Source organism: Haloarcula taiwanensis (assembly GCA_002844335.1).
Lineage (GTDB): Archaea > Halobacteriota > Halobacteria > Halobacteriales > Haloarculaceae > Haloarcula > Haloarcula taiwanensis.
Genome location: CP019154.1, coordinates 1713638 through 1738319 on the forward strand (window position 1 = coordinate 1713638; position 24682 = coordinate 1738319).

A 24682-nucleotide genomic window follows, 5' to 3' on the forward strand; every position below is an offset into this window, starting at 1 on the left:
ATAGCCGGGGACATACCTCGCGGGCAGGACTAAAGGCATAATTGTCCGCACCCGTAGTAGTAGCATAATGACCGCGATACTCGTGACAGCGGGTCGACTCCCCCGGGGTCGCGCACGCACCGTGCCCCGGCGGGTCGGAGGGGTAGCGTGACCGACGCGTTTGCGGTGATGAACGCTATCGGGCTGGTCGGGTTCGCGTTCGTCGGCGCGGCGAAGGCTGTCGAGGAGCGCTACGACGTGTTCGGCGTCACGGTCGTCGGCGTGATGACGGCGCTGGGTGGCGGGACGACGCGGGACCTGCTGTTGAACCGCGTTCCGAACTCCCTGCAGTCGCCCGGCGAAGTGGCCCTGTCGCTCCTCGGCGTCGCCGCCGCCGTTTTGCTCGTGCATTTCCTCGACGACGGCCACCAGCATCCGGTCGTCCTGACGGCCGACGCCATCGGGCTGGCGGCGTTCACCACCACCGGAGCGCTGCTGGGTCATCAGGCCGGCCTCCCGGTGTTTGCCGTCGTCGCGCTGGCGACGGTCAACGCGGCCGGCGGCGGCGCGATATCGGACCTGCTGCTGGGCCGGACGCCGTTCATCCTCCGCGAGGACTTCTACGCGTCCTGTGCCGTTATCGGTGGTCTCGCCTTCTGGGCGCTGGCACAGATGGGCGTGCCGCTCAGCGTAGCATCGGCCGGGTGCGCGCTCGCGGTGCTGTTGGCCCGGGGGCTGGGCATCGGTCGCGGATGGTCGCTCCCGACGGTGCAGGCGTGGGAACGACGCGACGCACAGTAGGACCGCGCCGCCGCTCCGGATTCTCGTCTGTCATGCCCCGCTCTCCTGCATCCGCTGGGCTTCGTCGCTGTGACCGACTGTGCGACCGCCTGCGGGAGCTGTCTCTCGTACTCGTCGCGATGGCGATGACGGCGCACACGACTCTGAGCGGGTATTGACCGCGAAAATGGATGAGGAAACAGTCAGCCGCCGCGACGAACCCGGTCAGTGCCCCGCAGGTCCGCTATTGCCCGAGCATCTCCCGGGTCGTGGCTGCCAGTGACGCGTAGAACGCTTCGCGTGTCTCTGCCTCGACGTGGCCGAGGAACTCGTCAGCCCACGCATCAAGATGCTCCGCACGGAACTGGGAAAGCCGTTCGTCGAGACCCGCTTCTGCCAGATAAGCGGCGAACTCCAGTTCGGTCGCAATGTGGTCGGGGAGGTCCGGATGGTCGGCCGCAGGCTGGACGCCGAACTCCCGGTACCAGCGCACGACAGCCATCGTAGCTGGTCCCTTGACCGGGCCGAGTTCGTCCGGGTCGTCGCCGTCGCGATAGACGCTCTCGTAGGGTGGACACGGTGGCCCTTCCGGCCCGATAAACAGCCGGGTGTACTCGGCGCTGAGACGGCGAAGGTCAACAGAGCCAACGTCGCCGACTACCGGGACCAGTTCGCCGGTCTCGACGGCTTCGACCAACTGTTCGGTCGGTTCCCGCCAGCATTCGGCGAGGACGGCGTAGGTCGCTGCGGCGTCCGAGCGGAATCCGTCGCTGTCTGTGCTGCGCTCGGATGCTCGCTCACGCTTGGCGGGGGCATCAGTCTGTCCAGTCATTGTCGCTCCTGTCGACCGCCGTCAGTCGCGTACGACTCCGGTCTCTCGACTCGCTGAATCGGGACGTATTTCAGGCCGAGCGTGACGATGAGTGCGCCGAAGGCGACGATACCGAGGGTGACAACCACCTCGACCAGCGTCGGGGTGTAGGCCCCCGCAGTCGCCCAGATGTCTGTCGTGATGCCGGCGTACTCGCCACCGGTCGAGATGCCCGGTGGGAGGTCGATGTTAGCGACTTCGTATCCCGTGAACACCAGCCGGATCCCTTCGAACATCGTGCCGAAGACCGCGAGGAGGCTCGCGGTGAAGATGACCGACACGCGCTTCCGAAGCGATGGAATCATCAGCATGATGAGCGGGACTGCCCCGCCGACGACGGTCCAGAGCCAGAAGTAGACGGACTCGCCGATGAGGAAGCTGCTGGTGATGGCCCAGAACTCGAAGTGGTTCGCCCAGGCGTGGGGCAGTCGCTCGGCCGCAAGCAGGTAGACCACGTGCAGCGCGAGGAAGATGCCGAGTATCTTCCCGAGACTCGTGAGTTCCTCGCGGTCGACCTCGTAGTTCGTGAGCCGGTCTGCGAGTACCGACACGACCAGCAACAGCCCGAGCCCGGAGACAAGCGCCTTGGCGATGAACACCGGTGCGACGAGGGGGCTGAACCAGTCGCCACGTCCGATCTGCGTCGCGAAGATCCACCCGGTCACTGAGTGGAGTGCGACGGCGGTCGGGAGGGCGAGTGCCGCGGTCCAGAACATGAGCGTGCGGTCACGCTTGCGTCCGGCGTCGGTGTCATCGACACCCAGTGCGAGCGGCGACCCCCGCGCAGCAAGGTCGCGGCGAGTCAAGAGCCACAGATACCAGAGGTTTAGCACGCCATAGAGGATGACAATGCCGAAGTCCCACACCATCGGCGAGCGGAAGTCCGGCGAGGTGACAAACTGGTAGAGCCGCTCGGGCCGCCCGATGTCCGGGAGGATGAGCAGGCCCGCGACGGTGATACAGGCGAGACTGACCAGCACGCCGAGCCGTGCGAACCCCTCGTAGCGGTGTGAATGGAAGAACTTCGGTGCGCTGGAGATGATGAGCCCCCCGGCAGACAGCCCGACGAACAGGACGAACATCATGATGTACAGCCCCCACGAGAAGACGTTGCGCATCCCCGTGGCGACCAGCCCAGTGGTAAGTTGGTAGCCCCAGGCTGCCAGTCCAGCGACCATGAGGGTCGCGAGCAGCCCGAGCCACAGCTTTCCTTTCGTCCCGAAGGCCGGAATCGCGATCCGTGACGAGTCAGCGGCCATCAGTCATCACCTCCGGACCCCACTGCCGGGACGTGTGGATCTGCATCACCCTCGATGGAGTGGTGGCTGCCACCCGAGCCGCTACTGTCGCTGCCACCGGCCTCAGATGGCACGTCCTCGGTCCCATCGGACCACGGAGAAACATCGTCGAGTTCGCTCTCCATCTTATCCGACGTCTGCGGCCGACCGGGACTCATCTCGCCGCTGATGTAGTGCGTCTTCGGGTCCGTTCCGCGGTCTTCGAGGAGCTGGTCCGTCTCGTACTCGTTGATGTACTTCGAGACGGTACTCCCCTCGTCGTCGAGGTCGCCGAAGATGCGTGCGTCGGCCGGGCAGTTGACGACACAGGCCGGGTCGAGTCCCTCGTCGACGCGGTGGCTACAGAACGTACACTTCTCGACGACGCCCTGTGGCCGCGCGGCAACGTCGCCCGTCCCCTCCTCGGGCATCTGCTCGGGTTCGTCCCAGTTGAACACCCGCGCGTTGTACGGGCAGGCGGCCATACAGTAGCGACAGCCGATGCACTTGTCGTAGTCGATCTCGACGATCCCGTCGTCCCGGGTGTACGTCGCGTTGACCGGACAGACCTTCACGCAGGGGGCGTTTTCGCAGTGCTGGCACGCCGTCGGCTGGTACTCCATATCCAGCGACCCGCTCCCCCCGTCTTCGGGATAGCCACCGGACGGGGTGTCGATCTTGTCGCCGCCCTCCGTCAGGACACGGTTCCAGAACTGTCCCATCGGGACGTTGTTCTCCTGTTTACACGACACTGCGCATGCCTGACAGCCGATACACCGCTCCTGGTCGATTACTAGGCCGTAGTTCGTCATCGTTAGTCACCTCCTGCGCGTGGTGCGTCGGCACCTGCTCCGCGCGGGTTATCGGCTTCGTACTTGTCTGTGTCGACATCATCGGGGGCGGGTTCGACTTCGACCCGGACGTCGTAGAACGCCATCGTCTGGCCGACCTCACTGACCTCGTTGTGCGTGAGGTCGTTGTGGTGGCCCGCGATGTAGTCGCGTGACCACCATCCCTGGTCAGTGTTTACCAGCCCCGGTTGGAACGCCTCGTTGTACTTCGCCTTCACGATCATCTCGCCGCGGTCGTTGTACACCCGGACGTACTCGCCGTCCTCGATGCCGCGGGCCTTCGCATCCGACGGATGGATGTCCAGCTGTGGTTCGGGGTTGACCTCACGCACCCAGTTCAGCATCTCGTACTGCGAGTGGATTCGGAACCGACTGTGCTTCTGCATGAACATCAGCGGGTACTCGTCGGCCTTCTCGTAGTCGTCGGCTGTCCGGTCTTCGAGTGGCCGCGGGAGGTCGAACGTCACGCCCTCCTCGCTCGGGGCGTCATCGTCGTACATCTTGATTCGCCCCGTGTCGGTGGGGAACGCATCGGTGAACTTGACGATGGGAATGTTCTGCTTCTTCTGTGTGCCCTGCTCGGACAGCGTCTCGAAGTCGATGGCGTCGTCCCGGCTGGCGAGTTCCCGGAGCAGTTCACGTTTTGTCTCCGGGAAGTAATCACCAAATCCAAGTCGCTCCGCGAGCCCGCGGATCGCGTAGTAGTCATCTCTGGCCTCCCACATCGGCTCCTGGACCTTGTGTCGATAGCTGATGTGTGGATGGGACCCCCAGCTGGAAACGATGTCCTCCTGTTCGAACCAGTGTGGGACCGGGAAGATTATGTCTGCATGCTGGACCGTATCCGTGTGATGCATGTCCGCGACGACGAACATCTCGAGGCTCTTGATAGCCTCTCTGAACCGCTGTCGGTCCGGGAACTGGTTGCCCATCATGTTCGACTCGATTGAGTAAACGGCCCTGACCTTGTGCGGGTCACCGTCGATCATCGCGTCCGGGTAGTCGGAGAAGCGCACCGATGGTCCGGGATCAGCATCTTCGGGCGTACTCCAGCCGCCGGTACTGAGCGTTGCACCGCCGGAGTGGTGCGCGTGGATGTTTCCGTGCCGGCCGTAGTCACCGGTCAGCCCCATCAGCATCGCATAGGTCTGGCCGAAGATGTGCCCGTGTTTGTACCGCCCGAGCGCGTAGCTCGGGGCGATGCCACCGGGGCCACGAGTCGCCAGCCACCGGACTGCAGTGCGGATGTTCTCCGCGTCGACACCAGTCTGCTCGGCGACTTCCGACGGCGCGTAGTCAGCTACGTGGTCTCGGAGTCTGGTCAGTGCCGTCTCACACTCGATGCCGTCGACAGTGAACTCCCCGAACAGCGCATACGGGCCGTCGGTCTCGGGTTCGAGTTCGACTGCCGTGTTACTTCCCTGTTCGACAGCGACGACCTGATCATCACTGCCGTCGTCGAAGACAGTGCTCGACTTGAGCAGGTCGCCGGTATCTTTCCGGACTAGCGCAGGACCGGTCGTCCGCTGCCGAAGGAACTGTTCGTCGTACGTCCCGTCCTCGAAGACGGTGTGCATCATCGCAAGCGCGAGATGCACGTCTTTCCCGGGTTTGACCGGGAGCCACAGGTCGGCTTTCGATGCCGTCGTCGTGTACACTGGGTCGACCACGACGAGCTTCGCCCCGTTCTCGACGGCATCGAGCACCTCCGAGGCGTCCATCTGGAACTGGCTGGAGAAGAGGTCCGACCCCCAGACAATGATGGTGTTCGCGTTCTCCCAGTCTTCGGCTTCGTTCGTCGAGGGCAGGTAGAAGCCGGTCCCGGTGACACGGTTGAAGCCGCGGCCGACGTTCGTGTCAATTGTGGACGCAGGCTGGGTCGAGCCGAACAGAGAGGCCAGGCGGCTGAACGCCGTTCCGGACTGTCCGTAATTCCCGAATCCCACATGGAAGAGAACACTTTCTGGGCCGAAGTCTGCTTTCAGCGACTGCATCTTGTCGGCGACGAGGTCGAGTGCCTCGTCCCAGGAGACGCGCTCGAACGCGGCATCCGGACCGCGTCCGTCGGGGTTTGGCTCGTCGGGCGACCAGTCTGTGCGCTTCATCGGGTACTTCAGTCTCGTCGGGTCGTACACACGCTGGGTGTGTGAGAGGCCGAGCACACAGGCCCGCTTGTACTGCTCGTCTTCCGGCGGGTGTGGCTCGACCTTCTTCACCTGGCCGTCGCGGACGTGGACGTCGATGGGACACTTCCCGCGACAGTTCGGCGAGCAGACGGTCTGGATGACCTCGTTTTGCCCGACGTAGCTCTCGATACCGGAATCGCGGTTTGACGGCCCGGTTCCGTCTCCGCTTTCGACCAGCGTCTGGAAGAACTCGCCCCCGCCAAGACCGAGGGCAGCGGCTGCTCCGCTGGCTTTCAGTACGTCACGTCGGTAAACGCCGTCGTCGTCAGTCATCGTCGAATCCCTCAGGTTTGGTCGGCCGCTCGTCTTCACCGAACTCCGCCAGTACCTCCTCGTGGTACTTTTCATGGAATTCGGCGTCGCTCAGTTCCCCGTTCGAGACGCGAATCGCGTCACGAGCCATCCGTAGCCCCAACTCAGTGTTGTACTCGACGCCGTCAAGCATCGCTGTTGCTTCATCTTCCCACTCATCAATCGGCGTCAATCTCGGCTGCTGTGGGTTATTCATGGCTCTAATTGTCGATTTCTTTCGGACCTCGGTAGGACGCGCGCTGTATTATGAAGGGATTTAAGTACCGGCGGGTGTACCCGTCCGCGGTCAGACCGATCGAGCGTATGCCAGAGACCCGGGACATAGCCGAAACAGACACTCGGAGAACGCTCTGTTCACGCGCAAGTCGTTCGATGACTGGGAGGAGTCACTCCGTCGCCAGTGCATCCAGCCCGAAAAGGCGAGTCTACGGATCGAAGGCGGCCGTCGCGAGTTTCGATTCGACGGCGTTCAGGCGCTGAGAGAGGGCTGATTTCGAGATACCGAGTGTCGATGCGAGTTCGTCGAGGGTCGTCTGTCGGGGCTGCTGGTAGTAGCCTTCGTCGACCGCAATTATCGCAGCTTCCCGTTGTTTTGTCGTGAGACAGGAGAGGTCGACAGTCGCGGGCTCCGACTCAGTCTCGTCGTCTTGACGGGATGTCAGCCGTCGCAGACGGACTCGTTCGGCGGCCGATTGCAACTGCTCGACTAGCTCGCTGATGACGCTTCGGTCTGAGACGTACGTTTCGATGAAAAGCGAGTCACCGTCTACGCGTCGCGTTCGTGGGACACACCCGACCTCGCTAAACGCGAGACAGAGACAGGCGTCACCGACCTGATTTGTCGAATGGAGGACCCGTGCGGTACCGGTCTCGTCAGTGACAGTCACCTCCGCGTGACAGACGCCATCGTCGATCTGGTTCTGAGCGTTTTCGATGTCTGCATCCGGCTCCGAAAGTGGACACGAACAGTCATCGGACAGTTCAATTTCGAACAGAACCTTGAGGGTCCGTTCGGTGGCGGTCCCCGATGTCGCCCCTGTAGGCCCGCTTTCGGAGTGTCCCATTCTGACTGTCACTCGACTATCTTCAGTTAAATGCATTGTGTCGTATATCGCCATAATCGGCAGATAGCGATGGGTTCGTATCAAACGTTCATGCACAAATACGCGCCAGCGGTCACGACGGCCGCGGACGTACACTGTGGTTCGTCGCGACCTGTAGACGGCGTCAACTGGCACGTGGGATTGGTGTCACCAGAGTCACAAGATAAATGCCGCCTCCGCCTCATACACAGGTAATGGTCCTCTCGGACGTTTTGCTTGCCCCCCTGGGACTAGCTGCCCTCCTTCTTGCGGTGCCGATTGTGGTGCTGTACCTCATTCGACCGGACCCGCAGGAACTCACGCTACCGACCTTCCAGTTTCTCGTCGCTGGAGAGCGCCAGCAGTCAGCAACGCCGTTTCTCGAACGGATTTCACGCAGCCTCCTCCTGCTGTTACAGGTGCTAGTCGTGCTGGTGCTCGCGGTCGGACTGGCGACGCCGTACGTCACTGTCTCCGAGCGGGCGACAGTGGAGGAGACCGTCATCGTCGTCGATACGAGCGCGTCCATGCAGACCGACGCCGACGGCCAGACGCGCTTCCAGCGGGCCGTCGCAGCCGCCCGGGAGGAGGTGACGGGGACGACCTCTATCGTCACCACGACCAACGGTGGCGAGGTGGTGCTCCAGCGCGGTACGCCGACAGCGGCGGAGGGAACGCTTGACGGACTCAGCCCGACAGACACACCGGAAGCGCTCAGCGGTGCCATCTCGCAGGCGACCTCGCTCGCCGGCGAGAACGCCAGAATCGTCGTTCTGAGCGATTTCGCTGGCGACGAGTGGACCACCGCGGTCACGACAGCCCGTGGACGTGGCCTCTCCGTGGACCTCCAGCAGTTCGACGGCGGGGGCGACGGGAACGTCGGCTTCATCGACCGCCGATTCTCTGGCTCGGCGGTGACGCTGTCGGTGAAAAACTACGGCGACTCGTCAGTCACCCGGACTGTTCAGCTCGGCAACGCCCAGCGAGAACTACAGCTCGGGCCCGACGACGTGGGGTCAGTGACGCTACCGGTCCCCGCCGGCGGGAGCGAAGCCCGGCTCAGCCCGGGCGACAGTTTCGGGACCGACGACAGCGTCTATATCGCCGCGCCGACTGACGCGGCCGTCGACGTGCTGGTGCTGACAAACGACCGGAACCGGTACCTGATTACCGCGCTGTCGGTCGTCGACCGGGTGAACGTGACGGTCAGGCAGCCGCCGACGACGATTCAGGGCGACTACGACGTGATTCTGTACAGCAACGTCGACAGGAGTTCGTTGCTCCCCGGGAACGTCGAAACCGGGCGCGAACTGGTCGAAGACGGCGGCGGCGTTGCGGTGCTGGCACAGGACACCCTCCCGCAGCGATACCGAGATCTCCTCCTCATCGAACCCGGCGAGACCCGGACAAGCGCGACGGTGGGCCAGACGGCACAGACACAGCTCACCCGCGGCATCGACTTCCAGCCCCCGGACGAGTACATTTCCGGGTCGCTACGTTCCGGGTCGGCCCAGGTCCAACTGGGTGACGGGACGCCGCTCATCGCGACGGAGGACCGGAACGGCGGGCGGGTCATGTACTACGGCTACATCGAGGACCGATCCAGCTTCAAGTTCAACTACCAATACCCCGTGTTCTGGAAACGAGCGGTGTACTACCTCGCCGACAGGGAACAGCTCCCGGCCCTGAACCACGCGACCGGCGAGACCGTCCGGTTCGGCAACACCACCGTGGAAGGGCCGTCCGGTTCCGTCTCCGGACCCACGGTCCCGCTCCAGCGGGCCGGCTTCTACCGGAGCGAGACCCGGCAGGTCAGCGCGTCGCTGCTGGACGAAAGCGAGTCAAACACCGCCGTCGAGGCGCTCAACCAGCGCTCCGGGACGGCTGGAAATCTCACCCGGACCGAGCGACGGTCAGTGCCGCGGCCGCTGACCGAGTACTTCGCGCTGGGCGGGCTGGTGCTCGCACTGGCCGAGGTCGGCTATCTGCGCCGCCGGGGTGACCTCTGATGGCGGTCTCGTACACCGTCGCGGAGGGGCTCACCGTCGGCGTCGAGCACCTCTGGCCGCTGGTCGTCCTGCCGGTCGCCGTCGGCCTCCTCGCGTACCTCGTCCGGCGTGGCGACGCCGGACCGCGGTCGGCTTCGAACCGGAGTCGCCGACTCCTGCTTGCCAGCCGCGTGCTTATCGTCTGCCTGCTCGTCCTCGGCGCGATGGGGCCGTACACCGTCCAGACCAGAGAGACGCCGGGCGAGCCGGGCGTGACACTGCTGGCGGACGAGTCCGCGAGCATGGGCATCTATCCGAACACGACCGACGAACTGGTACGGGACATCGAAAACGAGGGTGTTCCGGTGACGCGAGCGACGATCGGCAGCGGGTCGAGTTCGCGGCTCGGCGACGGCGTAGCGGCAAATCTCCGGGAGAACGGGACGGTCGTCGTCGTCTCCGACGGCCGCGTCACAGAGGGGCGGAGCCTGTCGAGGGCCGCAGAGGACGCCGGTACACTCAACGCCACGGTCCACAGCGTCCGGCCGCAGTCGCCACGCACCGAACGCGCTGTGGCGATAGCGGGGCCGTCGACGGTGAGTCGCGGCGTCCAGTCGCAGTACACCGTCTCGATGGCGGGCGTGAGCGTCCTCGAATCAGTGCCCGTCGAAGTGACTATCGACGGCGAGACGGTCACCGAGGGCGAACTCCGGCCAGATGGCACGCTCACCGTCGACCACACGTTCGAGGAGATTGGTTCACACCGCGTGACTGCGACACTCTCCGGCGACGACGAGTACGCACGAAACGACGTGTTCTACAAGAGCGTCCGCGTCGTCGAACAGCCCGACGTGCTGTACGTCTCGCAGGGCCAGTACCCACTGCGGAACTATCTCGACTCGCTGTACAACGTTTCGACGGCCTCGTCGGTCCCGGCGGACCTCGATGACTACGCCGCCGTCGTCGTCCAAGACACACCGTCGAGCAGTATGGGGAACACCACCGCGCTGCAGGACTTCGTCATCAACGGCGGCGGGCTGGTCGTCGCGGGCGGCGACAACGCCTACGAGAACGGCGGCTACGAAACGTCGCCGGTGGCCTCGATGCTCCCGGTCCGCGTCGGGAACGCGACCGGCGGCGAGTCGAACATCGTCATCCTCGTCGACGTGTCCGGGAGCGCCGAGAGCGGTCTCTCGGTACAGAAAGCCGTCGCACTGGACGTACTCGACCAGCTCGGCGACGAGAACCGGGTTGGTGTCGTCGCGTTCAACCAGAACGCGTACCGCGTCTCGGAGATGCAAGCGCTCGGTCAGAACCGCGCGGAGACTGTCGACAAGATACGGCGGCTCAACAGCGGCGGCGCGACTGACATCGCCGTCGGACTTCAGGGTGCCGACGAACTACTGGGCGACCGCGAAGGGACGATCATCCTCCTCAGCGACGGCCAGGACCGGCTCGGCCCGCCGGCGGCCGTCGCCAACCAACTCGGCCGCGAGGGGACCCGCGTCATCTCGGTCGGCGTCGGCAAGCGCGTCGGCGTCGCGACGATGCGCCAGATCGCCGGCGAGTCCGGCGGCTCGTACTTTGCCGCCGACGAGACAGAGCGGCTACGGCTCCTCTTTGGCGGTTCCTCGCGGCGCTACCAGGGGGAGAACCTCACCATCGTCACTGAAGACACGTTCATCACCTCGGGCGTCGAGCTGACGGCCAATCCCGGCCAGGCGAACAACGTGCAGGTCAAGCCCGGGGCCGACTATCAGGTCGCCACTGCCGACGGGAAGCCGGCCATCGCCTCCTGGCGGTTCGGGCTGGGCCGCGCGGTCTCGATCACCGCCTACGAGTCGGACAACACGATGGGCGGCCTGCTCGACCGGCCGGATTCGCTGGTGGTCACCAAATCGGTCAACTACGCGGTGGGCGACCCAATGCGCACGCAGACCGGCGTCATAGCGGTCGGCGATGCCCGGGTCGGGAGTCCGACGACGCTGACCTATCAGGGAGACAGCCGCCCTGCCGCGCCAAACATCTCCTTCCGCCAGGTCGGTGACGGGCGATATCGTGGTGAGTTCACGCCCAGAGAAGCGGGGTATCAGACGGCACTTGACACCGAATACGCGGCGAACTACCCCGTCGAGTACGCTTCGTTCGGGCCGAGTGAGAGCCTCGATGCGCTCGTCGAAGCGACCGGCGGGCAGACGTTCAGTCCGAACCAGGGCGAACAGATAGCCAGCGAGGCACGCCAGAAATCCACTCGAGTCCGAACCGTTCGAGAGAACTGGGACTGGGTCGCTCTGCTCGGCGCACTCCTGCTTTTCACCGGCGAGGTGGTCGCCCGGCGCGTTCAAGTGTACCGCGGTCGCACCTCCCTGGAGAGTGGTCTCCCGTGAGCGCAATCGGCCGGCGCATCAACGTCGGACTCGTCGTGTTCGTCGTCCTGTCGATGGTCGGCACCGGCGGAACGACGGTGCTGTACCAGGACTCAGCCAGCGAACTGCGTGCGCAAAACCAGGAACTGCGCCAGCAAAACGCCGACCTCCGGGAAGATCTGGATGACACCAGGAGTGAACTGGACTCTACCCGGACCCGCGTCGACGAACTCGAAGACCAGTTGGAGACGCGGTCGGAGGACGTCGACCAGGTCGCAACTAACCTGAACCAGACAGAAGAGCAACTGAACGCGACAGAGAGCCAGTTGGCGGAGACTCGGCAGTCGCTCCGCGAGAGCCAGGACCGCGTCGAAGAGCTGGAGGTGACAGTCGGTGACCTGCGAGACGAGCGCGACACGCTCGAGAGCGAAGTCGATGACCTCGAGTCGACAATCGACGATCTGGAGAGCGAAAACGAGGAGCTAGAGGACGAGCGTGCCGAACTCGAGGACCAGGTGTCCGACCTGCAAGACGAGATCGACAGCCTGGAATCACGGATAAGTACGCTCGAAAGCGATATCGAAGAACTCGAAAGCCAAAACCAGGAGCTGCGAGACGATATCGAGACGCTCTGTAGCCAGCCCGAGAACCAAGACAAAGCCACCTGTGAGGGCTACTAATGGACGAACCAGACACAGACACCGGAGAAACCGGCGGCGAGGGCCCCGCAGAAGACGGGCGGGCGCAAGCCCGCGAACGCATGGCCGCCGCCATCGCCGAGGTTAGACGCGAAGGCAAGAAGGCGGCGTTCGTCTATGCCGTCGTCGACGCAGTGCTGATCTTTCTCTTGGTGAACCTCCTCCTGACTGTCCTCTCGCCGGTCGAGCTCCCGACGCAGTTGTCGGTCCCCGCGGCGGTGACGGACCCGGTCGGCACGGCCGTCGGTCGCTCGGTGTCGGGGCTATCCTTCCCCACGGGCGCAGTTGTCGGCATGGTCCTCGGAGTGGGCTGGCTCGTCGGCGAATATCTGTACCGGGTCCGCCAACCACTCGTCGAGCAGTTCGAGGCGGCGAACGCAAACGTCACCGACGCGCTCCGGACGGCCCGGGACGCGGTCGAGGACGGGGCCGAGACGCGGATGGCGGCCCGGCTCTACGAGGACGTCCTCGACGGCCTGAGACAGAGTTCGAGCGTCGCGCTTGTCGACAGCCGGCGACTCATCGGGACGCTTGTTGTCGTAATCTTGCTGAGTCTGGCGACAGTGCAGGTTGCCGTCGTCGACATCGGGCTGCTCGACCGCGACACAGTTGAGACGGACTCGCCAGCCGACCGGCCAAGCGAGTACGAGGGACTGGAGGACGGCGACGCGATACTCGGGGACAGCGAGGACGTCCAGGCCGGCGACGAGAACCTCACCGCCGAGATCGAGTCGACCGGCGGCGAGGAGGAGATCGACCGGAGCCAGTCGTTCCCATCCTCGCCGAACACCGGGGAACCGGGGAGCAGCGGCGGTACAGTCGACAGCCAGCAGGCCGGGTTTGCCGGCCAGGAAAACATCGAGGACGCGGACCTCATCCGCGAGTACAATCTCAGGATTCGAGAGCAGGACACGGACGACGAGGATACCGACCCATGAGCCCAGAGCAAGACATCGACGAACTACAGCAGAAGATCGCAGACGCACGTGAACAGATCAGCACACGAATCGTCGGCCAGGAGGAGGTACTGGAGCAACTGCTCATCTGTATCCTGGCTGACGGCAACGCCCTGCTCGAATCGAACCCGGGGCTGGGGAAGACGACGATGGTCCGGACAGTCGCGGAGGTGACCGACCTTCAGTTCTCCCGGATTCAGAACACCCCCGACCTGATGCCGTCCGATATCACGGGGACCGAAATCATCCGCGAGACCGACAGCGGGCGTGAGTTCGTCTTCGAGAAGGGGCCGGTGTTCGCCAACGTGGTGCTGGCCGACGAGATTAACCGAGCGACGCCGAAGACACAGGCCGCCCTGCTGGAAGCGATGCAAGAGAAACAGGTGACCGCTGCGGGCGAGACCTACGAACTGCCCCGTCCCTTCTTCATCCTGGCGACGCAGAACCCCATCGACCAGTCGGGTACCTACGCGCTCCCGGAGGCCCAGACCGACCGCTTCATGCTGAAACTGCTGGTCGATTACCCCGACTACGACGAGGAGCGGACAATCGTCGACATGTACACCGCCGGCGCGGAGCAGGTGCCGGTCGAGCGCTCGCTGACCCGCTCGGAGATTCAGGAGATTCAGCAGCTGGTCCGCGAGATGCCAATCGCCGACGACCTGCGCGACCGAGCGGTCCAGCTCGTCCGCCGGACCCGTGAGGCCGACGATATCGAGTTCGGTGCCAGCCCGCGAGCGAGTATGGCGCTCGTCCAGACAGCGAAAGCGCGGGCCTTCCTGCAGGGCCGCTCGCACGTCACCGGCGCGGACATCGAGGCGCTGGCCGCGCCCGTCCTCCGCCACAGGATCATTGTGGACTTCCGGGCTGAGCGAGCGGGTCAGACAGCAGACGACCTTATCGCGTCGCTGTTGGAATGAGCGAGTCAGTGACCGCAGTTTGGCGGGCCTGCCCCCTGGAGGGTCGACCGTGACTATCGAGCCCGACTTCCTGGACGAACTCGGCCGGTTCACTGCCGCCCTGAACCGCCAGACGACCTCGATTCGACAGGGCGATCAGGAGTCCCCCCGAGTCGGCGAGGGGCTCACGTTCAGCGACTACCGGCGGTACTCGCCGGGCGACGACACGCGGCGAATCGACTGGAAACTGTTCGCCCGGACGGAGGAGTACTTCATCAAGCAGTACGAAGAGGAGCGGAGCCTGACCGTCCACCTGCTCGTCGACACGAGCGCGTCGATGGACTTCGGCGACGCAGCGAGTCACAAGTTCGAGTGCGCCGCCAAGCTCGGCCTTGGTTTCGCCTACCTCACCGCGGAGGAGAACAACGATTTCCAGTTCTGTACGTTGCGTGACCGGATCGAGCGTATCGACACCGGCCAGTCGAACCGCGGCGAGATACTCTCGCTCATCGACCAGTTGAACGGGGTGACGCCCGACGGGACGGCGGACTTCCGCTCGTCGCTTGAGGGGTACGCCCAGCGCATCCGATCGCGCTCGCTCGTCGTCGTGTTCAGCGACTGCCTGACCGAGCCAGAGGCACTCGAATCGGGTATCGCCGCGCTTGCCCGCAACAACGCCGACGTACTGTTGGTCCGCGTGGTCGCCCCGGAGGAGCGAGACCCCGGCGTCGTCGGCGACGTGTTGTTCGCGGATCCGGAAAGCGACGAGACACGCCGGTCGTACTTCAGCGGCTCGCTGGCCGAGACGTATCAGTCGCGGCTCGACGCCCACATCGACTCGGTGTCGAACCGCGTGACCGCGCTGGGCGCGGACCACGTGCTGGTCGATACCGGTGAGGAGTACTTCGACTCGTTTGCGAGTATCTGGCTCACGTGAGACCGGTGGAAGTCAAGGCTCCGAGGCGGTCGAGCGGGGAGTCACTCACGGCGAGCGGCGCCAAGTATCGGCCTATGTGTGATGTTTAAGTATACCACAGCCATGGTATGTGTCATGCCACCATCCCCACTGGGCAATGCGGCTCCGTTCGGGATGCACGACAAGCGGTTGTCGATACTGCTTATCGACGACGACGCGGACCAGGTCGATCTCTCTGCCACCTTCCTGGAACAGGAGCTGCCGGATGCGGAGACGACAACGGTGGTCGAGCCAACGGCTGGACTCACCGAGGCCATCGAAGGCACGTACGACTGCGTCGTCTGTGATTACGATATGCCGTCACGCGACGGCCTGGCGGTGCTGGCCGAACTGCGAGACGCGGGGATCACGGTTCCGTTCATCCTCTTCACCGGAAAGGGGAGCGAGGAAATCGCGAGCCGGGCGATTTCCGAAGGCGTCGATGAGTACCTCCAGAAGGGAGGCACAGAAAAGTACACCATCCTCGCAAACAAGATCGAAAACCTCGTCGAGAAACACCGGGCGGAACAACAAGTCCAGCGCGGGTTTCGAGCCATCGAATCCGCACAGGAAGGAATCGGAATCATCGACGAGAACGGCGTTTACCAGTACCTCAACGACGCGTACGCGGCGATTTACGACCGAGGCCGCTCCGAGATAATCGGCGAGCACTGGGAGATGTTGTACCCTACCAAAGAGGTCGACCGATTCACGGACGAGGTCCTCCCAGAACTCTACGAGCGCGGGTCATGGAGCGGCGTCGCAACCGGGCTGACAAAGGCCGGCGATCCCGTCCACGAGCGGCTCGTCCTGACGCCGACGAGCGACGGCGGCCACGTCTGTCTCGTCCAGCGCGTCGCCGAGGACACTGGACCGTCGAGCGAGGAGGCGCTCGAGACCAGGGCCCTGAACGCGACCTCCGTCGGCGTGACGATTACGGACCCGGACCGAGACGACAACCCGCTCATCTACGTAAACGACGGGTTCGAGGACCTCACCGGCTACGACCGGGACGCGATCCTGGGTCGGAACTGTCGGTTCCTGCAGGGCGAGGGAACCGACCCCGAGACGGTCGCCTCGATTCGGGACGCCATCGCCGAGGGGGAGACGACATCGACGACAGTGCTGAACTACACCGCCGACGGCGACCCGTTCTGGAACTTTCTCGAAATCTCTCCAATCGAAGACGACAGCGGAACTGTGACGCATTTCGTCGGATTCCAGCGCGATGTGACCGAACTCATCGCACATCGCAACGAGATGGAAGATCAGATCGAGTGGCTGAATGAGTTTGCTGAGGTCGTCTCACACGATCTCAAGAACCCGCTGTCGGTCATACGCGGCAACATCGAACTGGCGTTACAGACCGGTGAGATGGACCGATTATCGGAGGCAAAGCAATCCGTGGCGCGGCTGGACGAGTTGATTGACGACCTCTCGAACGTCATGCGCCAACAGGAACTGGTTACCAACCCGGAGTCGGTCGATTTCGCGGCCGTCTTCCGGTCGCTAGACCAGTTCGACACCGTGTCGCGGTCGGTAGATATCGTCGATTCACGCAAGATCGTCGCAGACGAGCAAGCGCTGGCCCGACTGGCCGAGAATCTCGTCAGGAACACGCTCGAACACGGCGGGCCGGACGCCGGGATACGTATCGGGACGCTGTCGGACGGATTCTACTACGAGGACACCGGCGAAGGGGTCCCTGACGGAACTACCGACGAGGTGTTCAAGCCTGGCTTCTCAACGAAAGAGGACGGGACCGGATTTGGGATGGTCAGCATCCGACAGATCGTTCGCGCTCACGGTTGGACCGTTTCTCTCGGCGAAAGCGACGCCGGCGGCGCGCGGTTCGAGTTTACTGGTGTCGAGACCGTCACGTAATCAGCGCAGTCCGGTCGGAGCGCTCACTCCGCGAGAATGTGTGCCGGCAAGTCGTCGCGGATTATCGTATCGCAGTACTCACAGCGGACGCCGTCGTCGCCGACGGCAAAGCGGGAGTCGACGGGCTCGTCCTCGGTCGTGATGCAGTTGTGGTTCGGGCATTCGAGGACGCCCTCGACGACCGACGGCCGCTCGACGCGGCGCTTCTCGACGACATCATAGTCACGGATGATGTTGATCGTCGCCGCGGAGGCGATGAGCGAGAGCACGTCGACCTCATCCTGGGAGAGTTCGCGGCCCTCGACTTTGACCACGTCTTTGTGTCCCAGGCGGTCCGAGGGCATGTTCATCGCGACGGAGACAGAGTCGCCGCTGGTTCCGTCGATGCCGAGAATCGCCAGAACGTTCAGCGCCTGGCCGCCCGCGATGTGGTCGATGACGGTGCCGTTGCGAATCTTCGAGACGCGGAGTTGCTGGTCGTTGTCGCTCATTTGTCGCCTCCGAGCATCAGGTCGAGCAGCGCCATCCGTACCGGGACGCCGTTGTGGGCCTGCTGGAAGTACTGTGCATGGGTGGTCTCGTCGACATCGTGAGCGATTTCGTCGACACGCGGGAGCGGGTGCATCACGGTCAGGTCGTCTTTGGCCGCCGCAAGCGTGTCGGCGTCGATCTGGTACTGGCCGGCGACTTCGCGATACTCGCTCTCGTCGGGGAACCGCTCGGCCTGAATGCGTGTCACGTAGAGCACGTCCAGGTCAGGGAGAATCTCGTCGAGGTCGGTGTGCTCGCGGACCTCCGCGCCGGCCTCGTGGAGGTCGTAGCGGACCGAGCGGGGGAGCTGGAGCGATTCGGGACTGATGAAGTGCTGTCGGGCGTCGACGGTCGTGAGTGCGTGGGCCAGCGAGTGGACCGTTCGTCCGTACTTCAGGTCGCCCATGATACCGATAGTCAGGTCGTCGAAGCCCGCGTTCTCACGGATGGTGTAGAGATCGAGCAGCGTCTGTGTCGGGTGCTGGCCGGCCCCATCGCCGGCGTTGACGAGTGGCACGTCGACGAACTCGCTTGCCATCTTCGCGGACCCCTCCATGGGATGCCGGAGCACGAGCGCGTCAGTGTAGCCCTCAACGACGCGGACGGTGTCGGCCAGCGACTCGCCTTTCTTGACGCTCGAGGACTCGACCGAGCCCATGTCGACGATGTCGCCGCCGAGGCGCTTCATCGCCGTGGTGAAGCTCATCTTCGTCCGGGTGCTCGGCTCGAAAAAGAGCATGCCGAGCAAGGTGTCGCTGTGCCGGTCCGCAAACGCCCCCGGGTCAGCCGCGATGTCGGCCGCGTGGTCGAGCACCGTCTCGATGTCGCCCCGCGAGAGTTGTTTCGCGCTGATGATGTGGTCGTGCCGCATTTCACTCGGTACCGCGCTCCGGACGGTCTTGAATCCCCCGACACGGGAATTGAACGGTCGCTTACATCATCAGGGTCTACTTCGAGAGCGGCGGAATCGAGGGCAGAACTGCCAGCGGCGGGAATACAGTCCGAGTCAGGGATTGCTCTGCCAGACATCGACGCGTGGCTCTGTGTACGCCTTGCCGACGATGTCGGGAATGCCGTCACCGTCGAGGTCGACGACTTTCGCCTCGTGGGTGGGGATGCCGGTGTTCAGTTGTTTGCGCTCGAAGGTCCCCGCCCCGTCGTTGTGGAACACGAACTGTCGCGGTTCGTGTCCGTCCTCAAGACCCATTTCGGCGACGAAGATGTCGGGGTTACCGTCGCCGTCGAAGTCCGCCACGTCGAGGCTGTGTGGGTTCGAGAGGTCGTCGTGCAGTAGGGTCAGATCCCACTCGGGCGGGTCGAACACGCCCAGCCTGGCCGGGCGGTCGTCGAGATACGGTTCGTCGCCCTCGACGAGGATTATCTCCAAGTCGCCGTCGCCGTCGATGTCCGCGATAGCGACGCGGGTACACTGCCAGCCATCGGCGATCTGCTCTCTGTCCCAGCCGTCGGCCGTCCGATGGAAGACGTTCGGGCCGGCAACGATTTCGACCTCGCCGTCCCCGTCGACATCCTCGACAGCGACACCCTCGACATCGAGGTCCTCGGCGACGACGTGGCGGTTCGCCACCGGCCACGGTTCTCGTGTCGGGTCCTCTGGAATATCGTAGTAGAATACCGTCTTAGACTCCTGAGACAGTCCGACGACCTCGTTTTCTCCGTCGCCGTCCACGTCCGCCACGGCGGTGTCGTGATACTTCTCGAAGTCGTCGGTGATGAGCCGACGCGTCCACTGCTCTCGGGGGTCGTCCGGTATCTCGAACCACCACAGTTTGTGCCGGTAGATGTTCTGACCGGCCACCATATCCGGGCGGCCGTTGCCCGTGATATCACCGAGCGAACCGCCGACGGAGAGTTCAGGTGCGCTGGCAACGTCGTGGCGCTCCCAGCCGGGATTCTCGTACCAGAACACGTTCGTCTGGAGCCAGCGGGCCAGCGGCCCCATGCCGAATACGGACAGCAAGTCGACTGACTTATCCACGAGTGGGAACTCGACCTCGTGCTCGTCGCCGAGCGCCCCGACGATGATGTCCGGCCGACCGTTCCCCGTGAGGTCGGTCGTGAGACAGAAGCTCATCGTACTCGCCGGCGGCGAGGCTTCGATGCGCTCGTGATGGAGGTTCATGTCCCAGCCGTTCGGGTGTATCGCTATTGTTATGGCCGGGCTAACACCGACCAACGGCGATCAAGAACTCGTAGCAGGAATCCGTGTGGCGCTCCGCGAAGAGCCACTTCCGTCGAGGAGGCGCTCCAGCGTGGCCGCCCCGTGATCGATCTTCGCCGTCGGGTCGCTGTCGAGTTCGTTTTCGTAAATCACCCAGTCGACACCAGCGTCGCTCGCGGCGTCCAGAACCGCATGCATGTCCACGGCCCCCTCGCCATGCGGGACATCCTCGTAGCCCTGGAACGGCCCGGCCGGGGCCACGTCCCGGATATGGACCATCCTGATTCGGTCACTACACAGCGAGAAGAGGGCACACGGGTCGTAGCCGGCTTCACGGATCTCCGCGACCTCCGGCTCGAACATGAGCGCCGACGGCTTGGTCCGGGCAACGAGGTTCCACATAGGCGTCTCGCTCGGTATCGTTGTCGGGTCGTGTGCCCGGAGGGCGGTCAGCAACCGGTGTGTGCACTCCCCGACAGCGGTGGGTATCGGCGTTTCGTCGGTGAGCCGTCCCGCCGCGTCCGGAAGCAAGGGGCGGAACGTCCGCCGTCCCGTATGATACCCCAGCTGCATATCACACGCTTTGAGGCCGGCAGCGGCGTCGCGGAGCCGGTGGGAGAGCGACCGGATGTCGCTCCGGGTCCGAAGCTCGGACGCCGAGAGATGTGGGATAACGAGTGTCTCACACCCCACTGTTCGACACCGGACCAGCAGGTCTGACTCACCATCCAGCGCAGCCTCAACCTCGGGAAGGTCCGCGTGGACAGCAACCGGTTCAAGACCGACGTCATCAAGTGCCGTTGCGATATCTCTGGGCGATTCCTCGTGGAACCGGTGTGCGAATTCGACTCCATCGTAGCCTGCAGCCCCGACACGGCGGAGGATTTCAGGGAGCGGTTCGGATAGGGTACGGATACTGTATAACTGAAGGGCCGTGTTTGGTCCACTGCCCATATCCATAGTTGGAGTGTACTCATTATTGTTACATACACGTTATCAACCCACACTGAGGACGGCTCGAACAGTTCGCCTGTTGGGATCGCCGCCATCGAAGGCACAGACCTACCGTGGACAGCGGGTGTGGCAACAACGACCGTATAAAAGTAGGCAACAACCAACCGTCGTAAGTCAGTCCTTTCAGCCCACGGTAGTCCTGTTCGTGACGGCCGACACAAGGATTCAAACCCGATAGACAGTCCAGCCACAGTATGCTCGCAATCGCTGGCGGCAAAGGTGGCTGTGGCAAAACGACCATTGCCCTCGGCGTTGGGCAAGCACTGGGGACGCCGACTAGACCGGCGCTGGTCGTGGACACCGACCGTGATATGCCAAACCTCCACCGACGTGCTGGGGTCAATCCATCGCCCGGAATCACAGATGTCACGGCCTCGGCTGAGCCGACCGCAGTTGCACAGCGCGCGACGGCCGTCGAAAGCGTCGACGTACTCCCCTGTCAGACCGCAGCCGGGACCGCTATCGACAATGCCATCAACAGGTTGTCCCGACCTGATCGGCCCGTAGTACTCGACTGCCCGGCCGGTGCTGGTCCGGACGCCGCTCGTCCGCTACGGGGGGCTGACAGAACAGTGCTCGTAAGTACACCAACACGTCAGAGTCTCACCGACACCGCCAAGACTGCGGCGATGGCCCGCGCGCTCGATGCACCGCCTGCGCTTACGGTCCTCGTCGGCAGCGACGGGTCCGTAGACCCGTCGACCCTGCTGTGCTGCCCGGAAACGATTCACGTCCCGTCGGTGTCGAAGCCGCTGGAATCGGACCGAGCGAGGGCACGATACGTCGAGATAGCGGACGTTCTCACCAAGCGGAATACTTAATCTCGTGGGAAAATAATTTCTCAGTGGTATGGCCAACCGGTTGCGAACGGGGATTGATGTCCTCGACAGAAAGCTCGATGGTGGCATCCCTGCGGGGAGTATCGTCGTGCTCTCTGCCCAGCCGGCTAGCCAAGCGGAGCTGTTCCTCTACGAACTCACCGCCACGCGCGGGACGCTGTGGCTGTCACTCGACCGGACCGCCGAATCTGTCATCGCGAGCATCGAGCAGACGCCGGCCAACACTGGAGATCCGACGGTGCGGCACATCTCCGGCGAAGCACCCCTCGATAACGCCGGCAAGCTCGTCTCGGCGCTGCCGGAAACCTCGAACCTCATCGTTGACCCACTGGACGTACTGGAAGCACAGGAGCCACACTCGCGTTTTCGGGCGTTCATGAACGACCTACAGAACCACATCGTCAACACCGGCAGTCTCGCTATCGTTCACTGCCTCGATGGACGTGACGTGCCACCGCTCCGGGATACGACCGAGCACTTCGCGGACGTGGTGTTCCAGCTCAACACCACAACGAACGGTGACGAGGTGGAAAACCGCCTCGCGATTCCGAAGTTCCGTGGCGGGCGCGCCCCCACAGACATCATCAAGCTCAACCTCGTCGAAGAGGTCAGCATCGACACCAGCCGCGACATCGCCTGATTCTATTCGCCGCCCGGCCGTGGCTCTCTATCTGTCGACCCGAACTCAGTACCGACAAGTATCAACAGGAACAGTCCGAGACCAACACCGGCACCCGCTGCCAGTCCGGTGCCGATGCTTCCAGTCAACACGACCGTTCCGACGCCGAAGGCGATTCCCGGCGGGAACGCGAGCAGTGACGGGTACACCAACGACACTCGCATGCGTAGTGATGACGTGTCGTGCGTATAACGGTTCGCCCGTGTGTCCTCGGAGAATAGCAGTCGCTCGGAGTCATAAAGCCGCTCGCTGGCGCACAGCTCTGCAGACCCGATCGGCGTGTTCGCGGCGCAGTTACTCTTCAGCGCCTTCGATCTCTTCGACGATCTCCTCGGCGTCTACGTCGGCGTCTTCCAGCGCGTCTTCGATGTCTGCGCCGCCGGCACCGCCCATGCCGCCCATCATACCGGGCATGCCCATGCCGCCACCGCCGATCTCCTCCTGGACGATGATGCGATCGATGTCGAGCAGCTGGGTGAGCTGCTGGGCGATCTGCTGTTTGCCCATCATCCACTGCTGGTTCATCGTCAGCTGCGGCGTCGCCTCGATGTAGAGCGTTTCTTTCTCGACTTCGACAGTTTCGTACTCAGGCTCGGACTCTTCGTCCTCGCCTTCGTCGTCTTCACTCTCGACGAGCTGTTCTTCCTCGACGGTGTCGGTCTGGAACCACACGTCAAGTTCCATGTCGAGCATCATCTGAATGATGCCCTGTGCCTTCTCCTCGCGGTCTGTGACCTCTTCGAGAATCTCGTAGTCGTACTCGACATCTTCACCGGCCAGCGGATGGTTGAAGTCCACTCGCGCGCGCCCGCCGATGATGGTCTCGACGTGACCGTGCTCGCCCTCGATGTCGACGTGTGCACCGGGATAGCGGTCATCCTCGGGGATCTTGTCCTTTGAGACCGTCCGGACTTCTTCCTCGTCGTACTCGCCGAAGGCGTCGGCTGCTGCAACGGTCACGTTGCCCTCGTCGCCGACCTCTTTGCCGTAGATGTCCTGCTCGACGTCCGGGAAGATGTGGTTCTCGCCCAGCACGATGGTTCGCGGGCCGAACTCCTGCTGTTCGGTATCGATGCCGTCTTCCTCGGCGACCGCTTCGTCAGTCGTGTCGACAAGCTGGCCGCCGTCGACGGTGCGGGCGGTGTAGGCGAGCTTGACAACATCGCCCTTCTGGAGTCCCTCCGCCTGTTCTTCTTCGTCTGCGGTTTCTTCATCGACTTCAGTCTCAGACTCGTTGCTCATACCCTGTTCGTCAGTCGTGGCACTCTTAAGGACAACGTTTCCCGGTCAACAGCGGTCGAGCAACTTCGGAAGTGACCAGCTACTACTCGCTTTCAGCCAGCAGTCGGTCGAACTTCTCTCGGCCGATGTTCCGCCCCGAGATGGGGAGAACGACCGTTTCACCCCGTAGTTCGTCTCCAGCCTGAAGCGCCGCAGCGACAGCCGTCGCACAGGCCCCTTCCATGACAATTCGGTCCGTCTCGAACAGGCGTGCTACGGCGTCCGCAATTTCGTCTTCGGAGACGAGCCGGAAGTCAGCGAGTCCCGCCTGCAGTATTTGCGTCGGGAGCGCGAACGGCACCCGGGTCGCGACGCCCTCTGCGATGGTGTCGACGCTGTCGAGGGGCTCCAGCGTCTCCTCGTTCCAAGCGCGGTACACCGCGGGCGCACCCGCCGCCTGGACACCGACGACGGCGGCGTCGGTCATCGCCCCGAGCGTGATGCAGTACCCGGCTGCGGCGGTGCCGCCGCCGACGGGGCAGAACACGCGGTCGACATCGGGGCGCTCGTCGAGGACCTCCAGCCCGGCAGTGCCGACGCCAGCGAGCAACTTCGGTTCGTTGCCCGAGTGGACGTAGCGCGCCGCACGCTGGGTCGCCAGGGTCTCGATGTGTTCGCGGGCCTCGTCGTAGTCCTCGCCATGCTGAATGACTTCTGCGCCGAGTTGCTCCAGCGCATCGACTTTTCCGGCGTTGGCCTCTTCCGGGACACCGATGGTGACCGGTACGTCGAACTCGCGGCCGGCCCAGGCGATAGACTGGCCGTGGTTCCCCGTACTCGCGGCGAGCAGTCCAGCGTCTTGGAACTCCTCGTCTATGGAGGCGACGAGATTTACACCCCCACGGACTTTGAACGCTCCAGTCGGGAGCGTATCCTCCCGCTTGAGCAGAACATCCGCGTCGAGGGCTTCGGAGAGGGCTTCGCTGCGGACCAGCGGCGTTTCCGGGAGATGCTGCCGGATGCGTTGCCGGGCGCGCGCGACCGTTGCAACTGTCGGCGGCGTCAGGTCGTGGTACGGAAAGAGGGTCGTCTCGTCCGGGGAGTCGATCGGCTCGTAGCGACCGGCCATACT

The 24682-nt window shown here is 63.8% G+C and carries 23 protein-coding genes; 10 read left to right on the forward strand and 13 right to left on the reverse strand.

What is annotated here, in order from left to right; translation table 11 throughout:
* Positions 1-168 precede the first annotated feature (168 nt).
* Complete coding sequence (locus BVU17_08720) at positions 169-780, forward strand: hypothetical protein (protein ID AUG47595.1); 612 nt, start codon at positions 169-171, stop codon at positions 778-780.
* Positions 781-1003: 223 nt separating this feature from the next.
* On the opposite strand, the gene BVU17_08725 is transcribed toward BVU17_08720, so the two are convergent.
* The 6 genes from BVU17_08725 to BVU17_08750 form a co-directional block, all read right to left on the reverse strand.
* Positions 1004-1591 carry a cytoplasmic chaperone TorD family protein gene (locus tag BVU17_08725; GenBank protein AUG47596.1) on the reverse strand — a complete coding sequence of 196 codons (588 nt, stop codon included), beginning with the start codon at positions 1589-1591 and terminating at the stop codon, positions 1004-1006.
* A complete protein-coding gene (locus tag BVU17_08730) occupies positions 1588-2889 on the reverse strand; it encodes a molybdopterin oxidoreductase (protein AUG47597.1) in 1302 nt (433 codons plus the stop codon). The genes BVU17_08725 and BVU17_08730 overlap by 4 nt, the downstream gene beginning before the upstream one ends.
* Complete coding sequence (locus BVU17_08735; protein ID AUG47598.1) at positions 2889-3719, reverse strand: 4Fe-4S ferredoxin; 831 nt, start codon at positions 3717-3719, stop codon at positions 2889-2891. Before BVU17_08735 ends, BVU17_08730 begins: the two co-directional genes overlap by 1 nt.
* Before the next feature lie 2 nt (positions 3720-3721).
* Positions 3722-6217: a dimethyl sulfoxide reductase gene (locus tag BVU17_08740; GenBank protein ID AUG47599.1), complete on the reverse strand. Its 2496-nt coding sequence runs from the start codon at positions 6215-6217 to the stop codon at positions 3722-3724.
* Positions 6210-6452, reverse strand: a complete 243-nt coding sequence (locus tag BVU17_08745) for a hypothetical protein (protein ID AUG47600.1) — start codon at positions 6450-6452, stop codon at positions 6210-6212. The genes BVU17_08740 and BVU17_08745 overlap by 8 nt, the downstream gene beginning before the upstream one ends.
* 229 nt (positions 6453-6681) lie before the next feature.
* Positions 6682-7320, reverse strand: coding sequence for a transcriptional regulator (locus tag BVU17_08750; protein AUG47601.1), 639 nt, complete (start codon positions 7318-7320; stop codon positions 6682-6684).
* Positions 7321-7553: 233 nt separating this feature from the next.
* Here BVU17_08750 and BVU17_08755 point away from each other — a divergent pair, with 233 nt between their 5' ends.
* The 7 genes from BVU17_08755 to BVU17_08785 all read left to right on the forward strand — a co-directional run bounded on the left by BVU17_08755 (position 7554) and on the right by BVU17_08785 (position 17084).
* The gene (locus BVU17_08755; protein AUG47602.1) at positions 7554-9347 is read left to right on the forward strand and encodes a hypothetical protein; all 1794 of its coding nucleotides are present in this window, start codon (positions 7554-7556) and stop codon (positions 9345-9347) included.
* Positions 9347-11713, forward strand: coding sequence for a magnesium chelatase (locus BVU17_08760; protein AUG47603.1), 2367 nt, complete (start codon positions 9347-9349; stop codon positions 11711-11713). Before BVU17_08755 ends, BVU17_08760 begins: the two co-directional genes overlap by 1 nt.
* A complete protein-coding gene (locus tag BVU17_08765) occupies positions 11710-12372 on the forward strand; it encodes a chromosome partitioning protein (GenBank protein AUG47604.1) in 663 nt (220 codons plus the stop codon). The genes BVU17_08760 and BVU17_08765 overlap by 4 nt, the downstream gene beginning before the upstream one ends.
* On the forward strand, positions 12372-13328 hold the full coding sequence (locus BVU17_08770; GenBank protein AUG47605.1) for a hypothetical protein: 957 nt from the start codon (positions 12372-12374) through the stop codon (positions 13326-13328). Before BVU17_08765 ends, BVU17_08770 begins: the two co-directional genes overlap by 1 nt.
* Positions 13325-14266, forward strand: a complete 942-nt coding sequence (locus tag BVU17_08775; GenBank protein AUG47606.1) for an AAA family ATPase — start codon at positions 13325-13327, stop codon at positions 14264-14266. The genes BVU17_08770 and BVU17_08775 overlap by 4 nt, the downstream gene beginning before the upstream one ends.
* Before the next feature lie 49 nt (positions 14267-14315).
* Positions 14316-15182: a hypothetical protein gene (locus BVU17_08780; protein AUG47607.1), complete on the forward strand. Its 867-nt coding sequence runs from the start codon at positions 14316-14318 to the stop codon at positions 15180-15182.
* Between the two features lie 153 nt (positions 15183-15335).
* Entirely contained in the window at positions 15336-17084 is a 1749-nt protein-coding gene (locus BVU17_08785; protein AUG48878.1) for a hypothetical protein, read from the forward strand.
* A 23-nt stretch (positions 17085-17107) separates the two neighbouring features.
* Here BVU17_08785 and BVU17_08790 read toward each other — a convergent pair whose 3' ends face one another.
* The 4 genes from BVU17_08790 to BVU17_08805 form a co-directional block, all read right to left on the reverse strand.
* Positions 17108-17575 carry an aspartate carbamoyltransferase regulatory subunit gene (locus BVU17_08790; protein AUG47608.1) on the reverse strand — a complete coding sequence of 156 codons (468 nt, stop codon included), beginning with the start codon at positions 17573-17575 and terminating at the stop codon, positions 17108-17110.
* On the reverse strand, positions 17572-18486 hold the full coding sequence (locus BVU17_08795; protein ID AUG47609.1) for an aspartate carbamoyltransferase: 915 nt from the start codon (positions 18484-18486) through the stop codon (positions 17572-17574). Before BVU17_08795 ends, BVU17_08790 begins: the two co-directional genes overlap by 4 nt.
* Before the next feature lie 135 nt (positions 18487-18621).
* Positions 18622-19779, reverse strand: coding sequence for a hypothetical protein (locus tag BVU17_08800; protein AUG48879.1), 1158 nt, complete (start codon positions 19777-19779; stop codon positions 18622-18624).
* Between the two features lie 39 nt (positions 19780-19818).
* Complete coding sequence (locus BVU17_08805) at positions 19819-20751, reverse strand: sugar phosphate isomerase (protein AUG48880.1); 933 nt, start codon at positions 20749-20751, stop codon at positions 19819-19821.
* A 254-nt stretch (positions 20752-21005) separates the two neighbouring features.
* On the opposite strand from BVU17_08805, the gene BVU17_08810 reads away from it, so the two are divergent.
* Both BVU17_08810 and BVU17_08815 read left to right on the forward strand, forming a co-directional pair.
* Positions 21006-21632, forward strand: coding sequence for a CDP-4-dehydro-6-deoxy-D-gulose 4-reductase (locus tag BVU17_08810; GenBank protein AUG47610.1), 627 nt, complete (start codon positions 21006-21008; stop codon positions 21630-21632).
* A 28-nt stretch (positions 21633-21660) separates the two neighbouring features.
* The gene (locus BVU17_08815) at positions 21661-22290 is read left to right on the forward strand and encodes a transcriptional regulator (protein ID AUG47611.1); all 630 of its coding nucleotides are present in this window, start codon (positions 21661-21663) and stop codon (positions 22288-22290) included.
* A gap of 2 nt (positions 22291-22292) precedes the next feature.
* On the opposite strand, the gene BVU17_08820 is transcribed toward BVU17_08815, so the two are convergent.
* The 3 genes from BVU17_08820 to BVU17_08830 form a co-directional block, all read right to left on the reverse strand.
* Complete coding sequence (locus BVU17_08820) at positions 22293-22493, reverse strand: hypothetical protein (protein AUG47612.1); 201 nt, start codon at positions 22491-22493, stop codon at positions 22293-22295.
* Between the two features lie 130 nt (positions 22494-22623).
* On the reverse strand, positions 22624-23571 hold the full coding sequence (locus BVU17_08825; protein AUG47613.1) for a peptidylprolyl isomerase: 948 nt from the start codon (positions 23569-23571) through the stop codon (positions 22624-22626).
* 82 nt (positions 23572-23653) lie between these two features.
* On the reverse strand, positions 23654-24679 hold the full coding sequence (locus BVU17_08830; protein AUG47614.1) for a serine/threonine dehydratase: 1026 nt from the start codon (positions 24677-24679) through the stop codon (positions 23654-23656).
* Between the last annotated feature and the right edge of the window lie 3 nt (positions 24680-24682).